Raw genomic sequence first — 23,184 nt, 5'->3', positions numbered from 1 at the left:
GCAGTCACGCCTGTGGACAACCTCAAGCAGCCTCGCAACGCCAATTGCCCTAATGCCGGGCGGGTACACTAAACCTATGAGCTATTCTGCCCCCGAAACACCCAGCGCACAGCGCCCGGAGCGCCCTACCGCCCGCCCGAGCGAGCGCGTGCAGATTTTCGCTCTTCCCACCCGCACCATGTACGGTTCCCTGCGTTTTAGCTGGTTGAGCTACCTGGGTCTTGCCGAGCAGCAGCATGCGGCGCAGTTGCCGACCTCCACGGCGGCGGTCAGCTACCTGAGCACTCAGGCGCTTATGCGTGCCATGGCGGCGGCTCGTCTGGATGTGCCCTCAAGTGCTGCTTCCGAGATTGAGGTGGATCGCTCCTGCGCCCTGTGCACCAGCGGCAAGAAGCACGGCAAGCCGCGTATTGCGGGCGTGAATTTCAATATGTCGCAGGTGAACCCGCTGGTCGTGGGCGCTTTTAGCCGCAACCCCTCGGCGGTGCTCGGCGTGGATGTTGAGACTCTGGATGCGCGCCTGTTCTCCGGTTTTGCGCGCCTGGCGCTCTCCAATGAAGAACGTACGTTCTATGAGCGGGTGGCGCAGGAGCGCCCCGCCTCCGCCCTACGCCTGCTGTCGCTGGCACTGTGGACCGCTAAGGAGGCGGTGCTCAAGGCAACCGGCCACGGCCTGAGCGTGGTACCCTCCCTGGTTCGGGTGCAGCTCACCAATGACCTGCTGGATGCGCTCGAACTTGCCATGAACGAGGAGGTCCCGGGTGACCTGCTGGACGGCAGCACCCCCGACCCGACCGCTCTGCGTGTACTGACTCAGGACAGCTTGACGACCCGCGCGGCCTTTAACGCACCCGCGGCTCAGGGCGGTGAGGCTATTGAGCGTAGCTTTAGCTTGCAGTGGGTGCCCGTAGCGCTACCCGATACTGAGAACCCCGAGCACGCGCAGAAGATGCTCATCGCCCTGGCTGTGGAGAACCCGACCGAGGGTGAGCCCGCGCAGGTTGAGGCTCAGCTTCTGCCCGTGGCTACTCCCCTGGAGCTCAAGCGCCTGCTCACCGATTAGCCACGCTCAATCCCCTACCAACTCATACAACGACTGAACGCGCCCGCCATGCCAGCGAGCGCGTTCCGTCGTTGTATTCAGTCGTTTTATTCAGTCGTTGTATTCTGCCTCGTCAAGGCGTTCGTGGCAGAACCTAAGGGGTATCTTCGCCCAGGGTATCCACGCCCAGGGCGCGGCCGAAGCTACCGAGCTTCGTACCGGTCTCCGTGTGCTCCAGCTCCGGGTCGGACTCAGCCACAATACCCGCACCCGCGTACAGCACCGCCTCGTCCGGGCTGACCTGGGCGCAACGCAACACCAGCGCCCACTCGCCGTTACCCTCGGCGTCCATGTAGCCGACCAGGCCGCCAAAGTAGCGGCGCTCGAAAGACTCCAGCTGGCGAATCAGTTCCAGCGCCTTCTCAGTGGGGGCACCGCAAATCGCGGGGGTCGGGTGGATCGCGCGGGCACCGTCCAGGCAAGTCAGTCCCTCCTTCAACACGCCGTCGATGGGGGTCGCCAGGTGCCACAGCTGCGGGGTCTGCAGCAGCGAGGGCACCTGCGGCACGTTCAGCTCCTCGGCGATGGGTGCCAGGCGCTCGGCAATATCGTTGATGACGTAGGCGTGCTCGTGGCGGTCCTTCGGCGAGGCGAACAGGCGGTCACGAATCGCCTCGTCCTCGGCGCTACCGGGCTCGGCAATGCGCGGGGCGCTACCGGCAAGCGGGTGGGTCTTGAAGGCGCGGCCCTCGGTGCGGAACACCAGCTCCGGGGAGGCACCCATCAGGTAGCTTCCGCTCATGCCGCGCTCACCCTCGGGCAGGCGCATCGCAAAGTTGAACGCGGAACGCTGCTGGGCACGCAGGTTGTTGTACAGCGCCTCCAGGTCCAGGGCGCCGGGTGCGTAGCGGGCGGTGAGCACACGCGAAAGCACGATCTTGCTCAGCTCACCCGCCTTCATGCGCTCCACGGCGGTCGCAACAGCGGCACGGAACCGGTCGTTCTGCCGGCCGGTGACCGATACCGGCTCGGCAAGCGCCACAGTCTGCTCGGGGACCGGCACCTGCTGCTCCTCCAGACGTTCAGGCACGAAGAGGTAGGCGGGCATATCGGGGTCAAAAGGAATCAGACCCACGACGGCGCTACCGGCACGTTTCGCCTCGTCCAGGGCATTATCGAAGGTGACAGGGGTCATCGCACCGGATGCACGCAGAACGCGGGTGCCGGTGGCAAAGATAAAGTCGGGAAGGTTCGTCATTGTACTTCTATCAGTGGTGTGTGGGTTCGCGCCGGGCATCTAAACGCCGGACGCGGGGTGCCGTTAGAGGGTCGCGCCGCCGTCAGCGACAATCTCCTGCATGGTGATGTGGCGGGCCGCCTCCGAGATGAGGAAGGCGTTGACCGCCGCAATATCTGCCGGGTCGGCAATACGGCGCAGCGGAATGCCCAGGCGGAACGTTTGCGGGTTACCTGCAACCGGCAGGGCGGAGCGGTCCTCACCCTCCCAGGCGTCAGTCACCATGGGGGTTCGGGTGGTGCCGGGGCAGACCGAGTTCACGCGAATACCGTGCGCGGCAAGCTGCAGACCGAAGCTGGAACTCACACGCGCCGCCGACGCCTTCGATGCACCGTAGGCGCCAAACTCCGCGCGGGGCACACGTGCCGCGTTGGAGGCGACCGTCACCAGGGAGCGGCTGTTGGTCGGGTCGGTTTCCTGCTGGTCAATCATGATGCGCGCGAATTCGCGCAGGCATAGGAACACGCCGTCGGAGTTGACCGCGTGCAGGCGCTTCCAGGTGGCGAAGCTGGTTTCCAGCAGCGGTTGGCTGTGGGCGATACCCGCGGCGAGCACCGCGCCGGTGATGGGTTCATCGAGTGCCGCCACGGCGTTGGCGAGGGCGGTGACGGATTCTTCGCTGGTCACATCCACGGAACGGTAGCGGAAGATGGCGTCCCCGTAGGTGCCGAAGGAGGCAATGGGCTGCTCCGCAAGGTCAGCCGCAAATACCGAATAACCGTTCTTAATCAGCTGGTGGACGGTAGCCTCACCAATACCGCCGTTCGCACCGGTCACAATGACCCAGCTCATGCGCGCGCCTCCTCAACAGACTCAGCCTTCTCAGCGGCCTGCAGGTCTGCGAGCACATCGGCGGTGTTCAGCACGCGGGCGCAACGACCCGAAGCGTACTCGCACGCCATGCGGTGCTCCTCCTCCGAGAAGTCTGCGAGCGCGTCGGCAACCATGAACGGCTGAATGTCACGCATGAACGCCTCCAGGGCGGTGGTCAGGCAGCCAATGTGCGCGTACACGCCGCCGATAATGAGCTGGTCGCGACCGGACTCCTTGAGCAGGTCCTCGAAGGGGCTGCGCACGAACGCAGAGTAGCGCCACTTGGTCAGCACGGTGTCGCGGTCGGTGGGTGCCAGTTCGTCGAGCACGCGGGCGGACTCATCGTTCTGCAGGCCGTCGCCCCAGAAGTCGATGAGCAGGCGGCGATCTTCGGGGTTCTGGCGCGGCGGCTGCGCGGTGTAGTAGACCGGGATTCCGGCGGCGTGGGCGGCGTCAATGAGGCGGCGCAGGTTCCGAATGGCGATGTTAATCTGTGCGTCCGGGTTATCGTTACCCTCACCCAGGTTGGCGCCTTCGAAAGCCTGGACGAAGTGTACCTGCATGTCGTGCACGAGCAGTACAGCGCGGGAGGGGTCCACAGGCCAGCTCACGCGATTGCTGTGTTCACGGTCGACGTAGGTGTAGGGCTTAATTTTGGGCAGTGCCATGATTCTCCCGGTTCGTGCCTAGATTTTCGGTTGTATGCGTGGCGCAGGTGGCGCACCGCGGTGGGCGTAGCGGTGAGTGGGGCTCTCCTCCGAGCCCCTCGCATCGACCACTCGGTCAGTGAGCTTGCGCTTATCTCATAACCATCTTAGGGCATGCTTAGCTAAAGGGTATATCTGCGCCTTAACAAAAATGCTTCCCCACCCGCACCCCCGTTGACAGCACAACGGGTGGAACGGGCAGGGAAGCACTCGGACAAGCAGAAACGCTACACGCACCGCGGATTCGGGCGCATTTCTAGTTCAACTAGTTCACGGGCACCGCGACGGCAAGAACCTCATTCAGACCCTCAGTAATCGAGGGGTGAGTGTAGATTTCATCGCGCAGCTGCGAAGCGGTAATGCCGTGGCGCATCGCCAGCGCCACTAGGTTAATAACCTCCATGGACTCGATTACCAGCAGCTGGGCACCCAGAATCTGGTCGGTCTGCGCATCAATCACGAACTTCATGATGCCGCGCGGGTTCTCCTGGGTCTTCGCGCGCGGCATCGCGGCAACCGCGGCAACCGGCTTCGAAGCGACCTTCACCTTGTGGCCAGCCTCAATTGCCTCACGCTCGGTCATACCAACCGAAGACAGCGGCGGGTTCATGTAAATAGTCGAAGCCACAGCCTTACGGTCCTTGGTGGAGCGGGAACCATCACCGACCAGCTGGGAAAGCACCACGCGGTAGTCATCCATCGAGATGTAGGTGAACTGCGGGCCACCGTTCACGTCACCGAGCGCGAAAATGTTCGGCACGGTGCTGCGCAGGTGCTCATCCACGACAATTGCGCCGCGGTCGTTGGTTTCGATGCTGGTGTTCTCCAGGCCCAGGCCCTCGGTGGCGGGCTTGCGGCCGGTCGCGACCATCACGTAGTCCGCCTCCAGCTCCTGAGCGGCGCCCTCGGAGTCGAGGTAGGTCACGGTCACGGAATCGGCGCCGTCCTTGAAGGACTGCACGCGCACGCCGGTATGAGCGGTAATGTCCTGGTCGGCGATGATCTCGCGGGCAACCTGGGCAACATCCTCATCGTAGCGACCGAAGAGGGCGGGCGCGCCGTCCAGAATGGTCACCTCGGTACCGTAGGAAGAGAAAATACCGGCGAACTCAACACCGATGGGGCCGCCACCGATAATACCCAGGCGCTTGGGGCGCGGGGTGAGCTTCTGTAGCTCGGTGGAGGTAAGCACACGCTCGGACTCGCGGACGCCCTCAATCGGCGGGATGACCGACACGGCGCCGGTGTTGACGATGAAGTAGTCGGCGGTAACGCGCAGGGTGTCCTCGCCCGCGGTGACCTCAACCTCGGTGTCGGAGATGAAGCGTGCGTGACCGTCAATGAGCTTAGCGGTCTCGTTGGACAGCAGGATCTCGCGGTTCTTGGCGCGCATCATGCCGGTCAGCTTGTCACGGAACACCACGGCGGACTCGTAGGCAGCGTTTGCTTCTTCAAGGCTGCGCTCGCCGCTGGCGCGGAACTCGTCGGCGCGGTGCACCAGCGCCTTAGTGGGCACGCAACCAATGTTGATGCAGGTGCCGCCGTACATGCCGGTGGACTGTTCGATGAGGGCAACGTTCTTGCCGGTCTTCGCGTATGCGCCGGCGAGGGTCTTGCCGCCCTTACCGAAACCGATGACAACCATGTCAAAGTGCAGCTGAGCGGGGGTGGTCATAGTGTTCTCCTGTGGAATTTAGATGATGATGTCTTCGCAGGGTTCAACGGGAAGAAATGAGTATTATTCCCGAGCGCCACATTTTTCTTTCAAACCGGCTCTTTCAAGGCAGCGAACACGCGGGCGTAGACTGAAACTACCCGGCTCCCTGCGAGGAGCCAGCATCTTCAGGAGGATTCCATGAAAACCCACGACATTCTGCGTGACGCCGCCAGCCGCCCCGGCATCGAAGCCGCCGTGGCCGTCAAGGGGCTGTCAGCGGAGGCTTTGAACGCGCATCCGGGCGGGCACCCGAACTCTATCGCCTGGTTGCTCTGGCACGCCGGGCGGCAGATGGACATGCAGCTTTCCGCTCTGAACGGTCAGCCGCAGGTCTGGGAGACTCAGGGCTTCAGGGAGCGTTTCAATCTGGGCGAGCTCGGCGACACCATGGGCTACGGCCATACCGCCGAGCAGGCACGCTCCATCGTGGTGGAGGATTCCGCGCTTCTGGTGGAGTACCTTGTGGCAACCGGCGAGGCGCTCGCGGACTACGCGGAGACGCTGAGCGATTCGGACCTGGACGAGGTGATTGACCGTTCGTGGACTCCGCCGGTGACTCGCGGCGTGCGTCTGGTCAGCATGATTGACGACGCGGCGCAGCACGTGGGTCAGGCGGCGTACGCGGCGGGTATCCTCGCCGCGCAGGGCTAGAAGCGGAGAGCTCAACCGCGCCCCAACACTAGACATGAAAGAGCGGTGGCGCCTCGGCTGATTATTTCCGAGGCGCCACCGCTCATACGTATAGAAGCCGCTACTGCCTCTGCAGCAGCACCATGACCTCATAGTGGTCCGTATGCGGGAACATGTCCAACACGCGGCCCTGCACCGGCGCATACGAGGGCATACGCTCCAGGTCCTTCGCCAGAGTCACCGCGTTACAGCTCGAATACACCACGCGGTCAATACCCGAACCCTCAATCCACGCGCACAGGCTCTCACCAATACCGCGACGTGGCGGATTCACCACCAGCATCTGCGGCACCGCACCCGAAGACACCGCGAACTCCGGCGCATCCTGCGCCGAAAAGTTCACGCCCTTCAAACCGTACTCAGCGACCGTACGCTGTGCCGAGGCGACCGCCTCCGCACTAATCTCAATGCCCGTCACTGAGCCGCCGTCCATCACCGAAGCGGCGTGCAGGGCAAAACCGCCCACGCCACAGTACAGGTCCCACAGCGAGCGCGGAGCCACCTCACGCACCCACTCGCGGCCCTGCGCATACATTGCCTCAGCGACCTTCGTGTTCGTCTGGAAGAAGCTCTGCGGGCGCAGATGCAGGGTCAGATCATTCACCTGCATCGGCAGGGTCTGACGCTCCGAAAGAATAATCTCCTCATCACCCTCAACGCGCGCCACCGGCTCACGCAGCAGGTTCACCGACAGCACCGCCAGGTTCGGCAGCCGCTCATTCAGCCAGTCCATTTGGCGGCGAATCGGCACCAGAAGCTTCTTCGAACGCAACACGAAACGCACCATCAGCTCGCCCGCCGCCGAAGCAGTCACCAGAATATTCTTCAGCTCGCCGCGACGATTCGGAATGTCATAGGGCGTCAAATCTGCGCGCTGAATCAGCTCACGCAGCACCGGAATAGCCGCCTGAATCGGCTCCATATAGAGCGGGCATTCGCCAAGATCAGTGGACGCGCCCGTACGGTAATCCACGATGCCGAGGGTCGGGTTCTTCGCCGAACCACCCACCACGAGCTTCGCCTTGTTGCGGAAGCCCCCCTCCGCACTGGTCACCGGATCCAGCCACTGCAGCTGCGGGTACGCGGCAAGCAGGGCGCGGGCGTGCTCCTGCTTCGCCTGCACCTGCGCGGTGTAGGCGGTCTCAATGCTGGGGCAGGAGGAGCAGAGGTCTTCACGAAAATAGGCACATTCCATAGGGGCACCATTTTACCGCCTCCACGAGTCGGCACGCCGCCGGCCTGTCACACACGAGCGCTTAGGAGCGCGAAGGACCCGATGGCCGAGTCCCGGGGGTCCCGGGGCGACGATTTACTTTCAGCACCGACCGATACGACCCCACCGAAAGCACGGAGAGCCCTGAAAAAACCGACAGCACGCCAAGAAAGCCCAGGCACGAGGCAACGGCTCCGGCAGAAAAGACAGAGCCAATGGATCCAACCGAGCATACCGAGCCAATCGAAAACACCGAGTTCACGGAGCCAATACTGCAGAACGAGTTCACCGACCCGATGCTCAGAATCGAGCCCCGCGAGCCGATGCTCTTCACGCTCCGGTTGGTGCAGTCCGGGGCCTGCGAGAGATGAGAGGAAGACGTGGTGTTAGAGCTCATGTTCTCAGCATATCGCTTGCCCCCTCCTCGCCTCGCAAACGCCTATCTGAGATACCGCTAAATTGGAACAGAAAAAGCGGGGGCGGCCACCCAACGTGGGTAGCCGCCCCCGCCTCATACGGATGCGTGGACCTGCGCCGGTTTGAGTACCAGCGTTAGGTCACCACCGTGTCACGCTTTGCGCGCCACGGATTCCATAACTTTTTGCCCCATCAGGGACAAAAAGTTATTACATCATTCCGCCCATTGCGTCTGCACCGGGAGCAGCCGCGCCAGCGGGCTCCGGCTTGTTCGCAACAACAGCCTCAGTGGTCAGGAACAGACCGGCAATCGACGCAGCGTTCTGCAGAGCCGAACGGGTCACCTTCACCGGGTCAGCAATACCGGCAGCCATCAGGTCCTCGTACTCGCCGGTCGCAGCGTTCAGGCCGGTACCAGCAGGCAGGGAACGGACGCGGTCAACCACAACGCCCGGCTCCAGGCCAGCGTTAGAAGCAATCTGCTTCAGCGGTGCGTCAATAGCCACGCGCACAATGTTCGCGCCGGTAGCCTCGTCACCGGTCAGCTCCAGCTTGTCGAAGACCTTCACGCCGGCCTGAATCAGGGCAACGCCACCACCGGGGACGATACCCTCCTCAACAGCAGCCTTAGCGTTACGCACAGCATCCTCAATGCGGTGCTTGCGTTCCTTCAGCTCAACTTCGGTTGCAGCACCAGCCTTCAGCACAGCCACACCACCGGCGAGCTTAGCCAGGCGCTCCTGCAGCTTCTCACGGTCGTAGTCGGAGTCAGAGTTAGCGATCTCTGCGCGAATCTGAGCCACGCGGCCCTCGATAGCTGCTGCATCGCCTGCACCCTCGATGATGGTGGTCTCGTCCTTGGTCACAACGACCTTGCGAGCAGAACCGAGCATGTCCAGGGTTGCTGCGTCCAGGGACAGGCCAACCTCTTCGGTAATGACCTGGCCACCGGTCAGGATAGCGATATCAGCCATCTGAGCCTTACGGCGGTCACCGAAGCCCGGAGCCTTCACAGCCACAGACTTGATGGAGCCGCGCATCTTGTTCAGCACCAGCAGAGCCAGAGCCTCACCCTCAACGTCCTCAGCAACGATCAGCAGCGGCTTGCCGGACTGCATGACCTTCTCCAGGACGGGGACGAGGTCCTTAACGTTCGAAATCTTCTGGTTCACAACCAGGATGTAGGGGTCCTCCAGGACTGCTTCCTGACGCTCCGGGTCAGTCACGAAGTAACCGGACAGGAAGCCCTTGTCGAAGCGCATACCCTCGGTCAGCTCCAGGTGCAGACCGAAAGTGTTGGAGTCCTCAACGGTGATGACGCCTTCCTTGCCGACCTTCTCCATTGCCTCAGCAATGAGCTTGCCGATTTCAGCGTCGCCAGCGGAAATCGAAGCGGTTGCAGCGATCTCTTCCTCGGTCTCAACTTCCTTCGCGGAGGAGAGCAGAGCCTCGGTCACAGCCTCAACAGCCTTCTCAATGCCACGCTTGAGGCTCAGCGGGTCAGCGCCAGCAGCCACGTTGCGCAGGCCCTCGCGGACCAGTGCCTGAGCCAGAACGGTAGCGGTAGTGGTACCGTCACCAGCAATGTCGTCAGTCTTCTTGGCAACTTCCTTGACGAGCTCCGCACCAATCTTCTCGTACGGATCCTCCAGCTCGATTTCCTTCGCGATCGAGACACCGTCGTTGGTGATGGTGGGGGCGCCCCACGCCTTCTCCAGCACAACGTTGCGGCCGCGGGGGCCGAGGGTCACCTTCACTGCATCGGCGAGGGTGTTCAGACCGCGCTCCAGGCCGCGGCGTGCCTCTTCGTCAAAAGCAATGAGCTTTGCCATAAGTGTCCTCCTGAACGATAGGATATTCTCCTGCATCCCGCTGGGATGCAGTACGTCTAAAATCGGGTCGCTACCCCTCCCCCGCGCACCCGTGACGACAACCGTGACAGGGGTGTGGGCAGAGTAGGGCGCAGAACGCCCGAATGCTACATCAATTGTGGCACCCGCACCGGCGTGGAGCAAACGTTTAAGCCCAAGGTTGAAGGGTTAATCGCCCAGTGCTTAATCTGCGGTCAGCAACCCCGCCAAAATGGGCGTTAAAAGCATCAACCCCACCCGGTGCACGATTGGAATTGCACGGGTGGGGTTGAAAGAAAACTTGTAATTACAGAAGCGACGCGGACTGGGTTTTAGCCGGTGTAATCCGACGCCAGAACCACAATCACCTCGTGGTTGCCCATCTCAACGTTGGCGGTCGCCTGGCGTACCTGCGAAATATCCAGCTTCGAGGCGATGCTCTGCGCCTGCGACTGGTAGCCCTCAGCGTAGTAGACCACGCTGGTTGCAGGTGCCGCCCCGGTGTAGTTCGCGGTCTCGCTGATGGTGTAGCCAGTCAGCAGAGCCGCCGCGCTGGAGGCACTACCCGCCGGAGCAGACGCATTGTAGACCGCCACCGAAATAGACTCAGCCAGGCCAGTCTTCGTGGGGCTCGCCAAAGCGGAGGCGGTAGCCGGCGCAGAAGACGCCGACGCGCTTGCGGGAGCAGAGCTGCTCTTCGCGGTGGACGCCGAGTACTGCGGGGAGGCGGTGCGCGGCGCGTACACGTACATTGCACCGCCAATCAGCAGGCCAACCACACCGGCGGCGACCAGGGGGATAGCACCCTTGGGGCTCTTTGCCGGGTCGACGTTGACCGCGCGGTAGGTTCCGCGGCGGGCGGTGTTCTCGTCTACCTCGTCAAATTCATCGCGGGGGTAGCTCATTTATCCTCATTTCACGGGTCTCTGTTTACCGGCTGGTACCGCGCCGTCCTGCATGGTGCGCGGGCGCGGCAGATGAAGGTGCGGTCTTGGTGTTCTAGTACCTAGAGTACCGTCTCAATTAGCGGGAACCAACGCGAACGCCCCGCAACCGGCTGTGAAAGAGACGGACGCCGCACAGTGTTCAATCTCTACCTGAACCTGCGATGTGCGGTGCGATAGGAAAGCAACAGGGAGGCTCCAGGGCGGCGTTCAGCACGCCCCTCACTCTTGCGCTAGTCAGCGTCTCGGCGGGCACGCAGGACGTCGATAATCTGCGGTGCTGCGGCGCGCACCCGCTCGTCGTCCAGCATCACATTCAGGCGCTGATAGTAGGCAATCGGGGTGAACCCTGCGGCAATAATTGCCTTCTCCTTGGAGCCCTGGTGTTTGAAGCGGCGGCGTTCCACCTCAAGGATGCGCCGCTCGACCGGGGTCAGACCGCCGGGCTGCTGCTCCGCTTCCGGCTGGGTCTCTGTCTGAGCCTTCGCCTGGGTCTCAGCGCTTTCAGCGCGTTCTTGTTCTAGCACGTTGCCTCCTGTCTATGGTTTACCTGCCGCGGCTGGCGTCTCCTAGCGTGCGTATTCGTCATCCCCTAGTCTAGAAGAGAAGTAACCGTAGCGCGCCCGGCACCGTGACCGCCGGAGCCGCATCAGCCCCCAGGAAATTCCCCGAGGAGATTCATGAACCAGCCCCTCAGCAGCATTATGAGCGAGGATTGGGCGGCAGCCCTCGCCCCGGTCGAAGAGCAGATTCACGCCATGGGCGCTTTCCTGCGTGAGGAGCACGCGGCGGGTTACCGCACGTTCCCGCCTGCCGCCGATATTTTTAATGCGTTCCGCCGCCCGATGAGCCAGGTGAAGGTCCTCATTATTGGTCAGGACCCCTACCCCACCCCCGGTAATGCGATGGGCCTGTCGTTCTCGGTGCACCGCGGTATGCCACTGCCTCGTTCGCTGAACAATATTTACAAGGAACTTGAGGACGACCTGGGTATCGCTCCGGCTAATCACGGCGACCTGTCCTGCTGGGCAGATGAGGGCGTCATGCTGCTCAACAGAGTTCTGACCGTGCGCGAGTCGGATGCCGGCTCGCATCGCGGCAAGGGCTGGGAGGAAATCACCGAGTGCGCTATCCGTGCCCTGGTTGCGCGCAATCAGCCGCTGGTTGGCCTGCTGTGGGGTGCGGATGCACGCAAGTGCGCACCCATGCTGCAACCGTACCCGAGCGTGGAGTCGGCGCATCCTTCGCCGCTGTCTGCGCATCGTGGTTTCTTTGGTTCGCGCCCGTTCTCGACCGTGAATTCTCTGCTGGTGCAGCAGGGTGCTGAACCGGTGGACTGGACGGTGCGCTAGGCACAGTACGAGAGCCTACGCAAGACCCAGCACAAGGGCATAGCGAAGGGGCGGTAGCTTGCGAGGTCAACTCGCAAGCTACCGCCCCTTTCATGCGCCCATTATATGCAATATTGGCTATATACCCTTGAAAATAAGGCTAAGAATCTGCAGTCTCTACCGGCTCCACATTCCGCGGAGTCGTAAAATGCTGCAGCGCATACTGCATCGTGTAATTACCCAACGCAACACCCGACGCCATCGCCACCACAATCGAAACCGCCGTAATCATATTCTGCATACCCAGAATCACGTCCGTCTCAACCGTCAGCAGATACATGCCGCGGAAGAACGACAGACCCGGCAGCAAGAACGTAATCGCAGGAATCGAGAAAATCGCCTGAGGCACATGCAGACGGTACGCAAAATACGTGCTCAACGCACCAATCACAACCGCCGCACACGCCGTCGGGCCGCGACCGGTACTCGGGCCAGCAAGCAGCTCATAGCTGTAATACGCAGCCAGGCCACAGCCCGTAATCAGCATCAGCCAGCCGACCTTCACCAGCTTCGTTTGCAAGGTAATCGCAAAGGTCGCAATCGCCACCAAGAAGAAGAACGACGCCACCAACGGGGTCGTCGGCTCAAAACGCAGCTGCTCAATATCCAGGGTCGGGCCGTTGAAAATATTAATCGCGCTCACCGCGGTCGCAATACCAACCACCAGGCCCAAGAAGCTCATACCCGTAGACACAAAACGACCCGCAGCCGTCACCGGGAAGCCATTAATCGCATCCTGCACAGCACCCACCAGACGCGGAGTCGGCAAGAACATAATCATGCCCGCCGCCACCACCAGAGGCGCAGAAATCGGCTCACCCTGGCGCTGAAGCACCGAAAGAATCGACCCTTCACCGCCCAGCCAAATCGCCAAGAAGGTCATCAGACCCGCACTAGCCGCCATGCGGAAGAACGCCGGAATACCAATCGAACTCAACCACTGAATCAGCAGGTACACGGGAATAAAGATAATCGCCGCGCTCAACGCCGTCGCAAAGCTCGCGCCCAGCGCCGCCGTCAGGGTTCCAGCACACGCCAGGTTCGCCAGCCACACCACCAGAGGCGGGAACGGCTTGGGGCGGTGCGTAATCTGGTTCAGCTTCACATCGGCCATTTCCAGGGTCATGCCGCCACGCGTGATCTTATAAATCAGGCCGTAGACCTCAGAGAGCGCCTCATAGTTTTCAGTGGAGGAACGCACCACACGCACCAGGGTGTGCGTGAAGCGCTCGTCAGCGTTCGTATTGCCTTTAGCAATGCGGGACTCCATGTAAATATCGGGGTCCGAGGTGTAGTTGATGGTCACCGACTGGTTCGTAATATCGACTTCCACCGAGTCCAGCCCGTACGCCGAAGAGACCGCAATAATCGCCGAGTCCACGTCCATAGCGTCCGCTCCGTAGTGGAACATCGCCTCCGCCAGACGCAGGGTGAAGTTCAGCGTATCGCGAGCGTACTCCTTCTCGCGGCGGAACGCCTCACGACGCTCATGCTCCTCAGTACGAATCATCGGCACAAACTGGCGCTGAGCAATACGCTGGGCACCGCGCGGGGCGGCGGGTGCCGCCTCCTCAGTGCGCACAAAAGAGCGGAGGCGACGCGAACCCCAGCGGCCGCCGCTACCGCGTCCAAATAGGCCGCGAGAGCCTCCATTGACCAGCGGAACGGTAGTCGTGGGCATCGAGACGGGCCCGGTCTTCGGCACGGCGGTAGGCTCCGCACCGTAGCGTCGGGCTGCGTGGGAGTTGGGCACCTGCGGGATCATGCCGGTCATGGGCACCGGCTGGGAGGGGCGAGTCAGCGCCGCCTCAGTTACCAGGTTGCTGGATGTGACGGGGTTAGAGTCCTCACGGTACGCATCCAGGTCGTCATCAGGCACGAGGGAGGGGTCAATGACGGTGCGCGCACCGTGGCCGTTAGGGATCGGCTCGGGATCGCTGGCGGGCTCTACCTCCTGCGAGGTGATGCCCATATCCGCTGCGGCTTCCTGCAGTACCTCGCTGACAGCTTCAGCAGCGACGGTACCCTCCGAGCTCTTCGTGGAGGCGGTCTGCTGAGCCAGCACGCGGCGCAATTTCTCGTCGGTGACCTGATCTAGCGAAACCAGGGGAAAACCGCGTTTACCGGCAATGTAGCCCGCGGTGGTGTTCTGCTCGCTTCCTTCCGTTGCGGCAGTATTTGCCTCGCCTGCATGCGAAGCTTCCCGCGGTTTGGATTCCGCGGGGGTGTTCCTCGATTCTGCCAATGTCCCTCCCAGATAGACAGTGCCTTTTTAGTCTAACAAGGGCACGATTCTGCGGTAGCACTGGGACGCAGAAATATCACTTTTCTGACCGGTGGTTTTGCACGCAAAAAGCGCACTGCGTAACCAACACCAAATATCTTCATCGATATGTAGAGAAATCCGGGGCGCTACTGTACAGAAGATATTTGGGGATATATTTTTGGAGCTATTTCCGAGGGAAAATAAAGGTTATATATACATTAAGATTTAGCAGAGAAATATTCCCCATGCCCCACTTACAACTCAATAAAAAATGAATTATTCATAATAAAAAAATATCCCGCCACCGAAGTGACGGGATATTCACGCTTTAAGGCTGTAGCCTTCACAGCATCTGAAGCGCACCGCTCGGGGCCACCTCAGAGGCGAAAGTCAATTACTCAGCGTCGTGGTCGGTCTCGAGGATCTTAACCAGCGAGTCCAGAGCCTCTTCAGCACCTTCGCCCTCAGCGCGCAGGACAACAACGTCGCCGTGCTTTGCACCCAGGGACATCAGGGACAGAATCGATGCAGCGTCCATAGCCTCATCTGCGGGCTCGCCCTTAGCTGCGATGGTGACCTCGACGGGGAGGTCGCCAGCTGCCTCAGCGAAGATAGCTGCCGGACGTGCGTGCAGGCCAACACGGCTTGCAATAGTGGCTTCGCGCTCTGCCATTATGTTTCTCCTTTGATCAAGGAACCGAAAATATATCAGTACCTATTCTAAATGAACGGGGCGCTTCAGGACCCGCCCTTACTCTATAAATTGTACCGTTCAGCCATACGCTAACAAGTACAAAAATGCCGGATGCAGAAATAAAACTCTGCACCCGACATTTTTATGGACCCGGGCACCGCCTAGCACACCCCGCCAAGGGGCGGCAGGCAGAACCCGGAATCGTTTTAAGGCTTAGAGGCCCAGCTCGTCCAGAATCGGCAGAGCCTTGCGTGCGCTCTCCTTCGCCTCAGCAGAAGAAATCTGCTGCAGAGCGATAGCTGCAATCTGCTGTGCCTTCTCCTTGGTCACGGACTTCAGAACCGCAGCCACAGCGGGAATAGCGCCAGCGTTCATGGACAGGGTGTCAACGCCCAGACCAATCAGAACAACAGCCAGAGCCGGGTCAGCAGCAGCCTCACCACAGACGCTCACGTACTTCTTCTTACCCGCGGTGACCGATGCGCGCTGAGCACCCTCAACGGTCATCTTGATCATCTTCAGCACTGCGGGCTGCCAGGGGTTGTTCAGGTGCGCCAGGTCGCCCAGCAGACGGTCAGCCGCCATGGTGTACTGGGTCAGGTCGTTGGTGCCGATGGACACGAAGTCAACCTCACCCAGGATAGCCTCAGCGTTCATCACAGCTGCGGGGGTCTCAACCATCACACCGTGAACGGGCAGGCCAATCTCCTTGAGCATGTTCGCGAAGTTGCGAGCCTCGGAGGTGGTCGAAATCATCGGAGCCATAACCCAGATGTCCGCGTCGGAATCCTCAGACGCAAGCTTAATAGCCTCCAGCTGGCGGGTCAGAACGCCCGGAACGGTCCAGTCAGTACGGAAACCGCGAACACCCAGTGCGGGGTTCTCTTCGGGGTTCACGTTCAGGAACGGCAGGGGCTTGTCAGCGCCAGCGTCCAGGGTACGAACTACGATGTGCTTGCCGGGGAATGCGTCAAACACGGACTTGTAGGTCTTAGCCTGAGTCTCAATGGAAGGCTCAGCGTCGTGGCCCAGGAAGCCGAACTCGGTGCGAAGCAGGCCAACACCCTCAGCCTTCAGGCTTGCAGCCTTCTCAGCGGACTTGCCGTCACCAACGTTTGCGTACAGCTCAACGCGGGTGCCATCAGCCAGCACGCCCTTGCCGTCGAAGTCAGCGACAGGCTTGCGGTTTGCATACTTGATAGCCGCCTCGCGGTCAGCGTCGGTGGGCTCAGTGTCAACGATGCCCTCGTTGGAGTCAATGTACACGATGGTGCCGTCAGCAATGTCGGTCACGCCCTTAGCCGCCACAATAGCGGGCAGGCCCAGGCCGCGAGCCAGAATAGCGGTGTGTGCCTGGGGGCCACCGTCAGAGGTAATCAGGGCGATAACCTTCTCGGGGTCCAGGGTCGCGGTATCAGCCGGTGCCAGGTCAATAGCAGCCAGGATGAACGGCTCATCAGAAACCGGGATGCCGGGAGCCTGCTGACCGGTCAGCTCAGCAACGATGCGGGCACGCACGTCGTGGATGTCGGTCACACGCTCAGCCATGTAGCCGCCCAGAGCAGCCATCTGGTCAGCGAAGGAGGTTGCAGCCTCCCAGATTGCGCGCTCGGGAGCCATCTCCTGAGTCTCAACCAGCTTGATAGCGCTCTTGATGAGTGCACGGTCGGTAGCCATCTGAGAGGTGGACTTCAGAACAGCCTTGCCGTCGCGGCCTGCGTTCTCTGCGCGAGCGAGCAGGTCTTCCTTGACGCGGACCGATGCGTCCTTGATGCGCTGTGCTGCAGCCTCAGCGGTCTCGCCGTTCAGACGCAGACCGTCCTTGGGTTCCTCGATGGGCTTAGGCATCTGAAGAACGGGGCCAATAACGCGGCCGGCGTATACGCCGACGCCCTTGTAGGTAGTCATAAATTCATGTCCTATCTGTGGTTTGTCTACAGTGTAACGTGTTTTTTCACGCTCACGCCTGCAAACAGACGATCAAATGAAGGTGAGGTTATACGGCCTTTATGCGGATGCCTTAGAGCGGGCACCCACAGACTTCAGCACCACGTACACGAGTGCCGAAACAACGGTACCGGCAACAACAGCCACCAGGAACATCAGGGGGTTCTGTGCCAGACCGATAATCCAAATACCACCGTGCGGAGCCGGGGAAGCCACATGAGCGCTCATCGAAATAGCGCCAGCAAGAGCACCACCAACAATGGTCGAAGGAATCACACGAGCCGGATCAGCCGAAGCGAAGGGAATAGCACCCTCAGAGATGAAGGATGCACCCAGCAGCCACGCAGCCTTACCGTTCTCACGCTCGTTCTCGTTGAACAGCTTGGGGCGCAGGGTGGTTGCCAGAGCCATAGCCAGCGGCGGAACCATACCGGAGATAATGACGGCAGCCATGATCTCCTGGTTCACGGTCGCGCCCGAAGACAGGCCAGCGGTTGCGAAGAGGTAAGCAGCCTTGTTGATGGGACCACCCAGGTCAGAAGCCATCATGGCGCCCAGGATCAGACCCAGCACCAGGGCAGAACCGCCAGACATGGAGGTCAGCCAATCCTGCAGGGTGGTCATAACCCAAGCCAGGGGCGCACCGAGCAGCAGGTACATGAGCAGACCGGCAACCAGCGAAGTCACCAGCGGAGTAACGACCACGGGCATCATAGAACCGAGCCAGCGGGGCAGCTTCAAGGTACCCAGAGCGTACGCAATCAGACCGGCGAGAATACCGCCAACGATACCGCCGAGGAAGCCCGCGTTCACCGCAAGAGCCACCGAACCGGCGATGAAGCCCGGAGCAATACCGGGACGCTGAGCCAAACCGTACGCAATGTACGCGGCAAGAGCCGGAACCATCAGGCTCAGACCGAAACCACCAATGGTCTGCAGAACAGCACCCAGGTACAGGGTCCAGTGCACATCACCGAGGTTGAACAGGGTTGCCGATTCGAGAATCGCCTTGGTGTTCACATCGCCAAGGTTCGGCATGGTAATTGCCTCGAAAACGAAGCCCAGGGCGACCAGAATACCGCCGGCGGCAACGAACGGAATCATGTAGGAGATACCGGTCATCACAGCCTTGTAGATGCGGGAGCCCCAAGCGCCTTCGGTAGCGCCCGCGCTGTCCTCAGCGCTGGATGCAGCAGCGGCAACGCGCGCACCGTTCGGGTTCTCAGCCTCAGCCAGAGCCTCCGCGATCATTTCCTTCGGCTCGTCAATACCGCGCTTGACGGGGGACTCGACGAAGGGCTTGCCCGCGAAGCGGTTACGCTCACGCACGTTCACCGACACCGCGAAAATCACGGCGTCTGCGGCATCAATATCAGCCTGGGTCAGCTTCTCGTTACCCGAGGAACCCTGGGTCTCAACCTTCAGGTCGTAGCCGAGCTCTTCAGCAGCGTACTTGAGGGCGTCAGCGGCCATGTAGGTGTGAGCAATGCCGGTGGGGCATGCGGTCACAGCAACAATCTTCTTCACCGGAGCGGAAGTAGCGGGTGCTTCCTGAGCGGAGGCGGCGGGTGCAGCAGCGGGCGCAGCCTCAGCAGGCTTAGCCTCTGCCTTCTTCTCACCCACACCGAGCGCGCCGTTGACCAGCTCAACAATCTCTTCAGCCGAGGATGCCTCACGCAGGGACGCGGTGAAGCTCTTCTTCATCAGGGAGCGTGCCAGAGTGGACAGCAGCTTCAGGTGAGCCTGGTCAGCGCCATCGGGTGCAGCAATGAAGAAAATCAGGTCGGCGGGGCCGTCCTTAGCACCGAAGGAAACTGCCGGGTTAGGGCGTGCCATTGCCAGGGTCGGCTCGGTCACGGCAGCGCTACGGCAGTGAGGAATCGCAATACCGCCGGGGATACCGGTGTCGGTCTTGGATTCACGTGCTTCGGCAGCCGCGTAGAGCTGCTCGAAGTCGGTAGCGCGTCCGGCATTTACGACTGCCTGGGCGAGCTTGGCAATTACGTCAAATCGGGTCTCGCCGAGGTTCTCGTCCAACAGGACGAGATCTGCGGTGATCAGATCAGACATATTCCCTCCTCAGGTATGTGTTGGGGCGGGAAGATGTGCGGCGGGTGCCAGGTTTCTCCCCTATATGAGTTCAAAGTGTGTGCAACCTGTGTGAGTGTGTGCAGTGTGCGTATATGCGTGTGGGCGTATATGCACAGCACCCCAGCTTATATTCCCCATTGGGAATAAAAGCTGGAGGTGCGCAAACAGCCCAGCCTAAAGCTGTAGCTGACGAACAGTAACCTTCTCAGGAGTAGTCTGCTCCAGCGAAGGCATACGAGTACCCGGCAGAGCAGCAGCAGCCGAACCGTGAGCAACCGCCTGAACCAAGCAACCGGGGGCATCCTCACCACGAGTGTGAGCGATCAAGAAACCAGACAGCGAGGAATCACCAGCACCCACAGTGCTACGAACCTGAATCGGCTCGTGCACAGCGTGCCAGATACCCTGCTCAGTGACCAGCACCGCGCCGCCGCCACCGAGGGTGGCAAGCACGTACTCGATACCGTCGCCGAGCAACTTCTGGGCGGTGCGAGCGGTCAGCTCGGGGCTAGCCTCCAGCTCCTCCCAGTTATCGCTACCGGTCAGCTGAGCCAGCTCCTCCGAGTTGGGCTTAATCAGGGTGGGCTTGTGCTCACCGGCGACGGTCGCAATCAGCGGCGCCTCAGAGGTATCAATAGCAATCTTGCCCTCGTAGCCGGAGGCGCGCAGTGCCGCCACCAGCTCGGAGTAGTAGGTCGGTTCCAGACCCGGAGGCAGCGAACCAGCCAAAACCACCCAGTCGGCACCCTTGGAACGCTCAACCACCAGCTCGTCCAGCTTCTGACGTAGTTCAGCATCAAAAACGGTGCCGGGGGCGTTCAGCTTGGTGGTGGTGCCGTCCGGGTCAACCACGGTGATGTTCGAACGAATCGGCTCGCCGGTGGGCAGGTTAGCGAACTCGACGTCCACAGCCTGCAGTGCGGTCAGCACCGGGTCGGTTGCTTCACCGGGCACAATGGCGAGGGTCGGCACACCGGAAACCTGCAGGGCACGCGAAATATTCACGCCCTTGCCGCCGGGATCCTGTACGGCACCGACAGCACGCTGCACGGCACCGTGAGCCAAAGGCGCACCCAGTTCAATGGTGCGGTCCAGGCTGGGGTTTGCAGTCAGAGTAATAATCATTAGGCAATCACAATCTCAACGTTTGCGGCCTCAAGTGCCTGACGGAGGGCACCTTCGGGCTCGCGATCGGTAATGAGGGTGTCAATATCCTCGAATCCAGCGAAGCGGACCAGAGATTCCTGACCGAACTTCGCAGAGTCACAGAGCAAGACCACGCGACGAGCAGACTTGCAGATCGCGGTCTTGACAATGGCTTCGTTCATGCCGGGGGTGGAGATGCCGAAATGCGCTTCAATGCCATTGGCACCGATGAACGCAATGTCGGGGCGCATGGTGCCGAAGTGCTCTGCGGCGCGTGCACCAACAGCAGCCCAGGTCATCTTGCGCAGCTGGCCACCGACCAGCTCGAGGGTGACGCCTTCGGCTTCGGCGAGCTTGACTGCAATGTGCAGTGCATGGGTGATGACGATGCGGTCATTGCCGGTCTTGAGGCTGAAGTTCTCAGCGCCGATGTGGTCGGCGAGAATTTCGATGGTGGAGCCTGCGTCCAGGACGATGGAGCCCGCCTCGGAGTCGCGCAGCATCTGGTATGCCTTGGTGGCGATGCGGCGCTTTTCGGGGGTGTTCATGCCCTGTCGGGAGGAGATGGAGGACTCCAGGGAGGTGGACTGCTCAATGGTGACAGCACCACCGTGGACACGGCGGAGCTTACCTGCCTCTTCCAGTGCGGCGAGGTCACGACGCACGGTCTCCATGGTCACATCGTAACGGCGCGCAAGGTCAGCACCGTTGACACGACGTGCGGAGGCAACAAGCTTTGCAATTTCGGCACGGCGTTCTTCTGCGAACATAAATCTGGTGTTCCTTTGGGCTAGTGGGAGGAAATCTGTGCGTTCTTTTCTGCATTCTGCTCGGCTTTCAGGACCGTGAGAGACATGGTTTCAGCGAACCGACAGAACGCTTTAGGGTAATACTTGATTTTATGTGGGTTTTTGTGGGTAAGTCAATATAAAACGCTGTATTTACCGGAATATTACCCGAATGTTCCCTACAGAAACCACACTATATCGGAGGTCACTGCCTGTTTATGTCTGTTTGACCTAATGAACTGTTGGGTTTTCCCGCTCCCCCACCATCCCCACAGTGTCCAACACCTACACGGCGCCCTCACAGGGTAAAAAGTGGAGGCGCCGGCTCCGAAAATCCTCAGCGAGAACCCTCGAAACCAGCGCCTCCACCAGCAGAACATGTGCAATTAATGCGCGCTTATTTGGGTGCTCGTTTACTTGCCCTTGCGTTCGCGACGCACGCGACGCCAACGATGCACGCCCAAAGCACCCGCCGCACCCAGCAGGGCACCCGAACCGTTCATCAGCACATCCACCGGATCGCCGGTACGATCAGGCATGAAACTCTGGATCGTCTCAATGCAGGCGCTGACCAAAAATCCCGAGTACAGCACGTGCGGGCGAGCCTTCGGTTTGAGTAGCAGGGCGAAAAGAAAACCGCCCGGAATGAACATGATGACGTTCGAAAGCTGCTCAATGCTCGAATAGGTGATGAACGCAGGCAGCCACCCCTCGGCGTGGCCGGTATCCAGCAGCTGCGCCAGGCGGCCTCCCATCTCGTTATCGTCCACGTGCACGGGGGCGAACACGATACTCGCCACCACCGCGCAGTACAGCGCCGTGACCGGCCAGAGAATCAGCCGCCATACGCGAGCGCCAGACCATTCTTTACCAGACAAGGCGACCCACCTCGTCGAACTGCTTGGTCGAATCCCACGCGAACAGGCCCGGTACGTCAATCGTGAGCGGTTCGGCGTTCGGCACGGTCACGGTCCACTCTTCACCGGCTGCGGCGGAGAGGGCGCGGCGAATGAAGCTGCCGTGGCTGACGGCAATAATCTTCTGGTCGCCCGGCTCTTCGGAGAGTTCACGCACGATATTGCGCAGGGTGCGCACCGCACGAATGTACACGTCGCGTTCGGATTCCACGTTCGGGTAGTAGCGTTCGGGGGCGCGGCGTTCGGGGGCGGGAATGTCCAGGCCCTCACCGGCACCGTAGGCGCGTTCCACCAGCTCGGGGTAGGTCTTGTGCACCTGCAGGTCGAAGTGCTCACCGACCAGCTGCGCGGTCTCGTGGGCGCGGGACAGCGGCGAGGACACTAGCACGGTGAACTCCAGACCCATGTCGGCGAGCTTCTTGCCGGTGGTGCGTGCCTGCTCGCGACCGGTGTCATTGAGCGGAATGTCGGTGATGCCCTGCATCAGGTTCGCCTTGTTCCAGTCGGTCTGGCCGTGGCGAATCAGGGTGAGGGTCGTGTTCTCGGCGCCCGCCGGTACTTCCTCGGGGCCCAGCTCAGGTTCCAGATGCTGCACGACCAGGCGGTCGATGGCATCGTCCAGGTACTGCAGGGGCACCTCGGTGAGGGAAGCGTTCACGGGGATCGGGTAGATGCCGTCCTCGTTGAGCAGTTCGGGATGGCGTTCAGCGACCAGGGCGGTCATGGTCATGGCAATCAGCATGCCGTGCGCGGCGACCACAACGGTCTGACCCTCGTATTCGCGGCGGACGCGGTTCAGCGCCGCGAGGGAGCGGGCGAGGAAGTCCTTCTTCGGTTCCACATTGAAAGCATTGTTGGACTGGCGGGAGGCGAGGATCAGCTCGCGGGTAGCGATCTGCCCTTCCAAGTCGCCAAAGGAACGTTCCTGGAAGCCGTCAACGGCACCGCGGTAGGGTACGCCCAGGCCTTCGGCTACGATTTCGGCGCTTTCTACGGCGCGGGAAAGGGGCGAGGAGACGATAGCGTCCACGGTGGTGCCCTCAGCTGCTGCCTGCTTCAGGGCGCCGATGGCGGTGCGGACCTGCTCTCTGCCGGTGTCGTTGAGGGGGATGTCGGTGCCGCCCTGGAAGCGGTGGTCGATGTTCCAGTCGGTCTGGCCGTGGCGCAGGAAGATGATGCGGGTTCCTGCCTCGGGGTCGGCTACCGGAGTGATGATGGGGGTGTTCTGTGCGTCGGTCATCCTTCTAGTATGGC

Annotated in this window: 19 protein-coding genes; 3 read left to right on the top strand and 16 right to left on the bottom strand. The window is 61.1% G+C overall.

Features of this window, described 5'->3' with window-relative positions; genetic code table 11:
- Positions 1 to 76 precede the first annotated feature (76 nt).
- A complete protein-coding gene (locus tag RWZ58_RS06350) occupies positions 77 to 1,063 on the top strand; it encodes a 4'-phosphopantetheinyl transferase superfamily protein (RefSeq protein ID WP_314658050.1) in 987 nt (328 codons plus the stop codon).
- Positions 1,064 to 1,196: 133 nt separating this feature from the next.
- On the opposite strand, the gene RWZ58_RS06345 is transcribed toward RWZ58_RS06350, so the two are convergent.
- The 4 genes from RWZ58_RS06345 to RWZ58_RS06330 all read right to left on the bottom strand — a co-directional run bounded on the left by RWZ58_RS06345 (position 1,197) and on the right by RWZ58_RS06330 (position 5,534).
- Positions 1,197 to 2,300 carry an isochorismate synthase gene (locus RWZ58_RS06345; RefSeq protein WP_314658049.1) on the bottom strand — a complete coding sequence of 368 codons (1,104 nt, stop codon included), beginning with the start codon at positions 2,298 to 2,300 and terminating at the stop codon, positions 1,197 to 1,199.
- A 63-nt stretch (positions 2,301 to 2,363) separates the two neighbouring features.
- Complete coding sequence (locus RWZ58_RS06340) at positions 2,364 to 3,131, bottom strand: SDR family oxidoreductase (RefSeq protein WP_314658048.1); 768 nt, start codon at positions 3,129 to 3,131, stop codon at positions 2,364 to 2,366.
- Complete coding sequence (locus tag RWZ58_RS06335) at positions 3,128 to 3,820, bottom strand: isochorismatase family protein (protein WP_314658047.1); 693 nt, start codon at positions 3,818 to 3,820, stop codon at positions 3,128 to 3,130. Before RWZ58_RS06335 ends, RWZ58_RS06340 begins: the two co-directional genes overlap by 4 nt.
- Before the next feature lie 304 nt (positions 3,821 to 4,124).
- A complete protein-coding gene (locus RWZ58_RS06330; RefSeq protein ID WP_314658046.1) occupies positions 4,125 to 5,534 on the bottom strand; it encodes an FAD-dependent oxidoreductase in 1,410 nt (469 codons plus the stop codon).
- 180 nt (positions 5,535 to 5,714) lie between these two features.
- Here RWZ58_RS06330 and RWZ58_RS06325 point away from each other — a divergent pair, with 180 nt between their 5' ends.
- Complete coding sequence (locus tag RWZ58_RS06325; protein ID WP_314658045.1) at positions 5,715 to 6,227, top strand: mycothiol transferase; 513 nt, start codon at positions 5,715 to 5,717, stop codon at positions 6,225 to 6,227.
- Between the two features lie 100 nt (positions 6,228 to 6,327).
- Here RWZ58_RS06325 and rlmC read toward each other — a convergent pair whose 3' ends face one another.
- The 4 genes from rlmC to RWZ58_RS06305 all read right to left on the bottom strand — a co-directional run bounded on the left by rlmC (position 6,328) and on the right by RWZ58_RS06305 (position 11,217).
- Positions 6,328 to 7,461 carry a 23S rRNA (uracil(747)-C(5))-methyltransferase RlmC gene (gene rlmC, locus RWZ58_RS06320; protein WP_314658044.1) on the bottom strand — a complete coding sequence of 378 codons (1,134 nt, stop codon included), beginning with the start codon at positions 7,459 to 7,461 and terminating at the stop codon, positions 6,328 to 6,330.
- A 644-nt stretch (positions 7,462 to 8,105) separates the two neighbouring features.
- Positions 8,106 to 9,728 (bottom strand): chaperonin GroEL, encoded by a 1,623-nt coding sequence (gene groL / locus RWZ58_RS06315; RefSeq protein WP_070633686.1) that lies wholly within the window; start codon positions 9,726 to 9,728, stop codon positions 8,106 to 8,108.
- Between the two features lie 350 nt (positions 9,729 to 10,078).
- Entirely contained in the window at positions 10,079 to 10,651 is a 573-nt protein-coding gene (locus RWZ58_RS06310; RefSeq protein WP_314658043.1) for a LytR C-terminal domain-containing protein, read from the bottom strand.
- Positions 10,652 to 10,923: 272 nt separating this feature from the next.
- The gene (locus tag RWZ58_RS06305; RefSeq protein ID WP_070832100.1) at positions 10,924 to 11,217 is read right to left on the bottom strand and encodes a DUF3263 domain-containing protein; all 294 of its coding nucleotides are present in this window, start codon (positions 11,215 to 11,217) and stop codon (positions 10,924 to 10,926) included.
- 153 nt (positions 11,218 to 11,370) lie between these two features.
- On the opposite strand from RWZ58_RS06305, the gene RWZ58_RS06300 reads away from it, so the two are divergent.
- Entirely contained in the window at positions 11,371 to 12,042 is a 672-nt protein-coding gene (locus RWZ58_RS06300) for a uracil-DNA glycosylase (RefSeq protein ID WP_070832103.1), read from the top strand.
- Positions 12,043 to 12,181: 139 nt separating this feature from the next.
- Here the strand turns inward: RWZ58_RS06300 and RWZ58_RS06295 are convergent, their stop codons facing one another.
- From RWZ58_RS06295 to RWZ58_RS06260, 8 genes are all read right to left on the bottom strand, one after another.
- Entirely contained in the window at positions 12,182 to 14,326 is a 2,145-nt protein-coding gene (locus RWZ58_RS06295) for a threonine/serine exporter family protein (protein WP_314658042.1), read from the bottom strand.
- Positions 14,327 to 14,741: 415 nt separating this feature from the next.
- The gene (locus RWZ58_RS06290) at positions 14,742 to 15,020 is read right to left on the bottom strand and encodes an HPr family phosphocarrier protein (protein ID WP_005504506.1); all 279 of its coding nucleotides are present in this window, start codon (positions 15,018 to 15,020) and stop codon (positions 14,742 to 14,744) included.
- A gap of 234 nt (positions 15,021 to 15,254) precedes the next feature.
- On the bottom strand, positions 15,255 to 16,949 hold the full coding sequence (gene ptsP, locus RWZ58_RS06285) for a phosphoenolpyruvate--protein phosphotransferase (protein WP_049357321.1): 1,695 nt from the start codon (positions 16,947 to 16,949) through the stop codon (positions 15,255 to 15,257).
- A gap of 99 nt (positions 16,950 to 17,048) precedes the next feature.
- Positions 17,049 to 19,058, bottom strand: coding sequence for a fructose-specific PTS transporter subunit EIIC (locus tag RWZ58_RS06280; RefSeq protein WP_314658041.1), 2,010 nt, complete (start codon positions 19,056 to 19,058; stop codon positions 17,049 to 17,051).
- A 195-nt stretch (positions 19,059 to 19,253) separates the two neighbouring features.
- Positions 19,254 to 20,204 carry a 1-phosphofructokinase family hexose kinase gene (locus RWZ58_RS06275; RefSeq protein WP_005508167.1) on the bottom strand — a complete coding sequence of 317 codons (951 nt, stop codon included), beginning with the start codon at positions 20,202 to 20,204 and terminating at the stop codon, positions 19,254 to 19,256.
- The gene (locus tag RWZ58_RS06270; protein ID WP_049353963.1) at positions 20,204 to 20,995 is read right to left on the bottom strand and encodes a DeoR/GlpR family DNA-binding transcription regulator; all 792 of its coding nucleotides are present in this window, start codon (positions 20,993 to 20,995) and stop codon (positions 20,204 to 20,206) included. The genes RWZ58_RS06275 and RWZ58_RS06270 overlap by 1 nt, the downstream gene beginning before the upstream one ends.
- Before the next feature lie 431 nt (positions 20,996 to 21,426).
- Complete coding sequence (locus RWZ58_RS06265) at positions 21,427 to 21,891, bottom strand: VanZ family protein (RefSeq protein WP_049346126.1); 465 nt, start codon at positions 21,889 to 21,891, stop codon at positions 21,427 to 21,429.
- Complete coding sequence (locus RWZ58_RS06260; RefSeq protein WP_049340887.1) at positions 21,881 to 23,170, bottom strand: histidine phosphatase family protein; 1,290 nt, start codon at positions 23,168 to 23,170, stop codon at positions 21,881 to 21,883. Before RWZ58_RS06260 ends, RWZ58_RS06265 begins: the two co-directional genes overlap by 11 nt.
- Positions 23,171 to 23,184: the final 14 nt, after the last annotated feature.

The sequence above is a fragment of the uncultured Rothia sp. genome, assembly GCF_963544205.1.
Classification (GTDB): domain Bacteria; phylum Actinomycetota; class Actinomycetes; order Actinomycetales; family Micrococcaceae; genus Rothia.
This window is presented reverse-complemented; position numbering and strand designations above follow the sequence as displayed.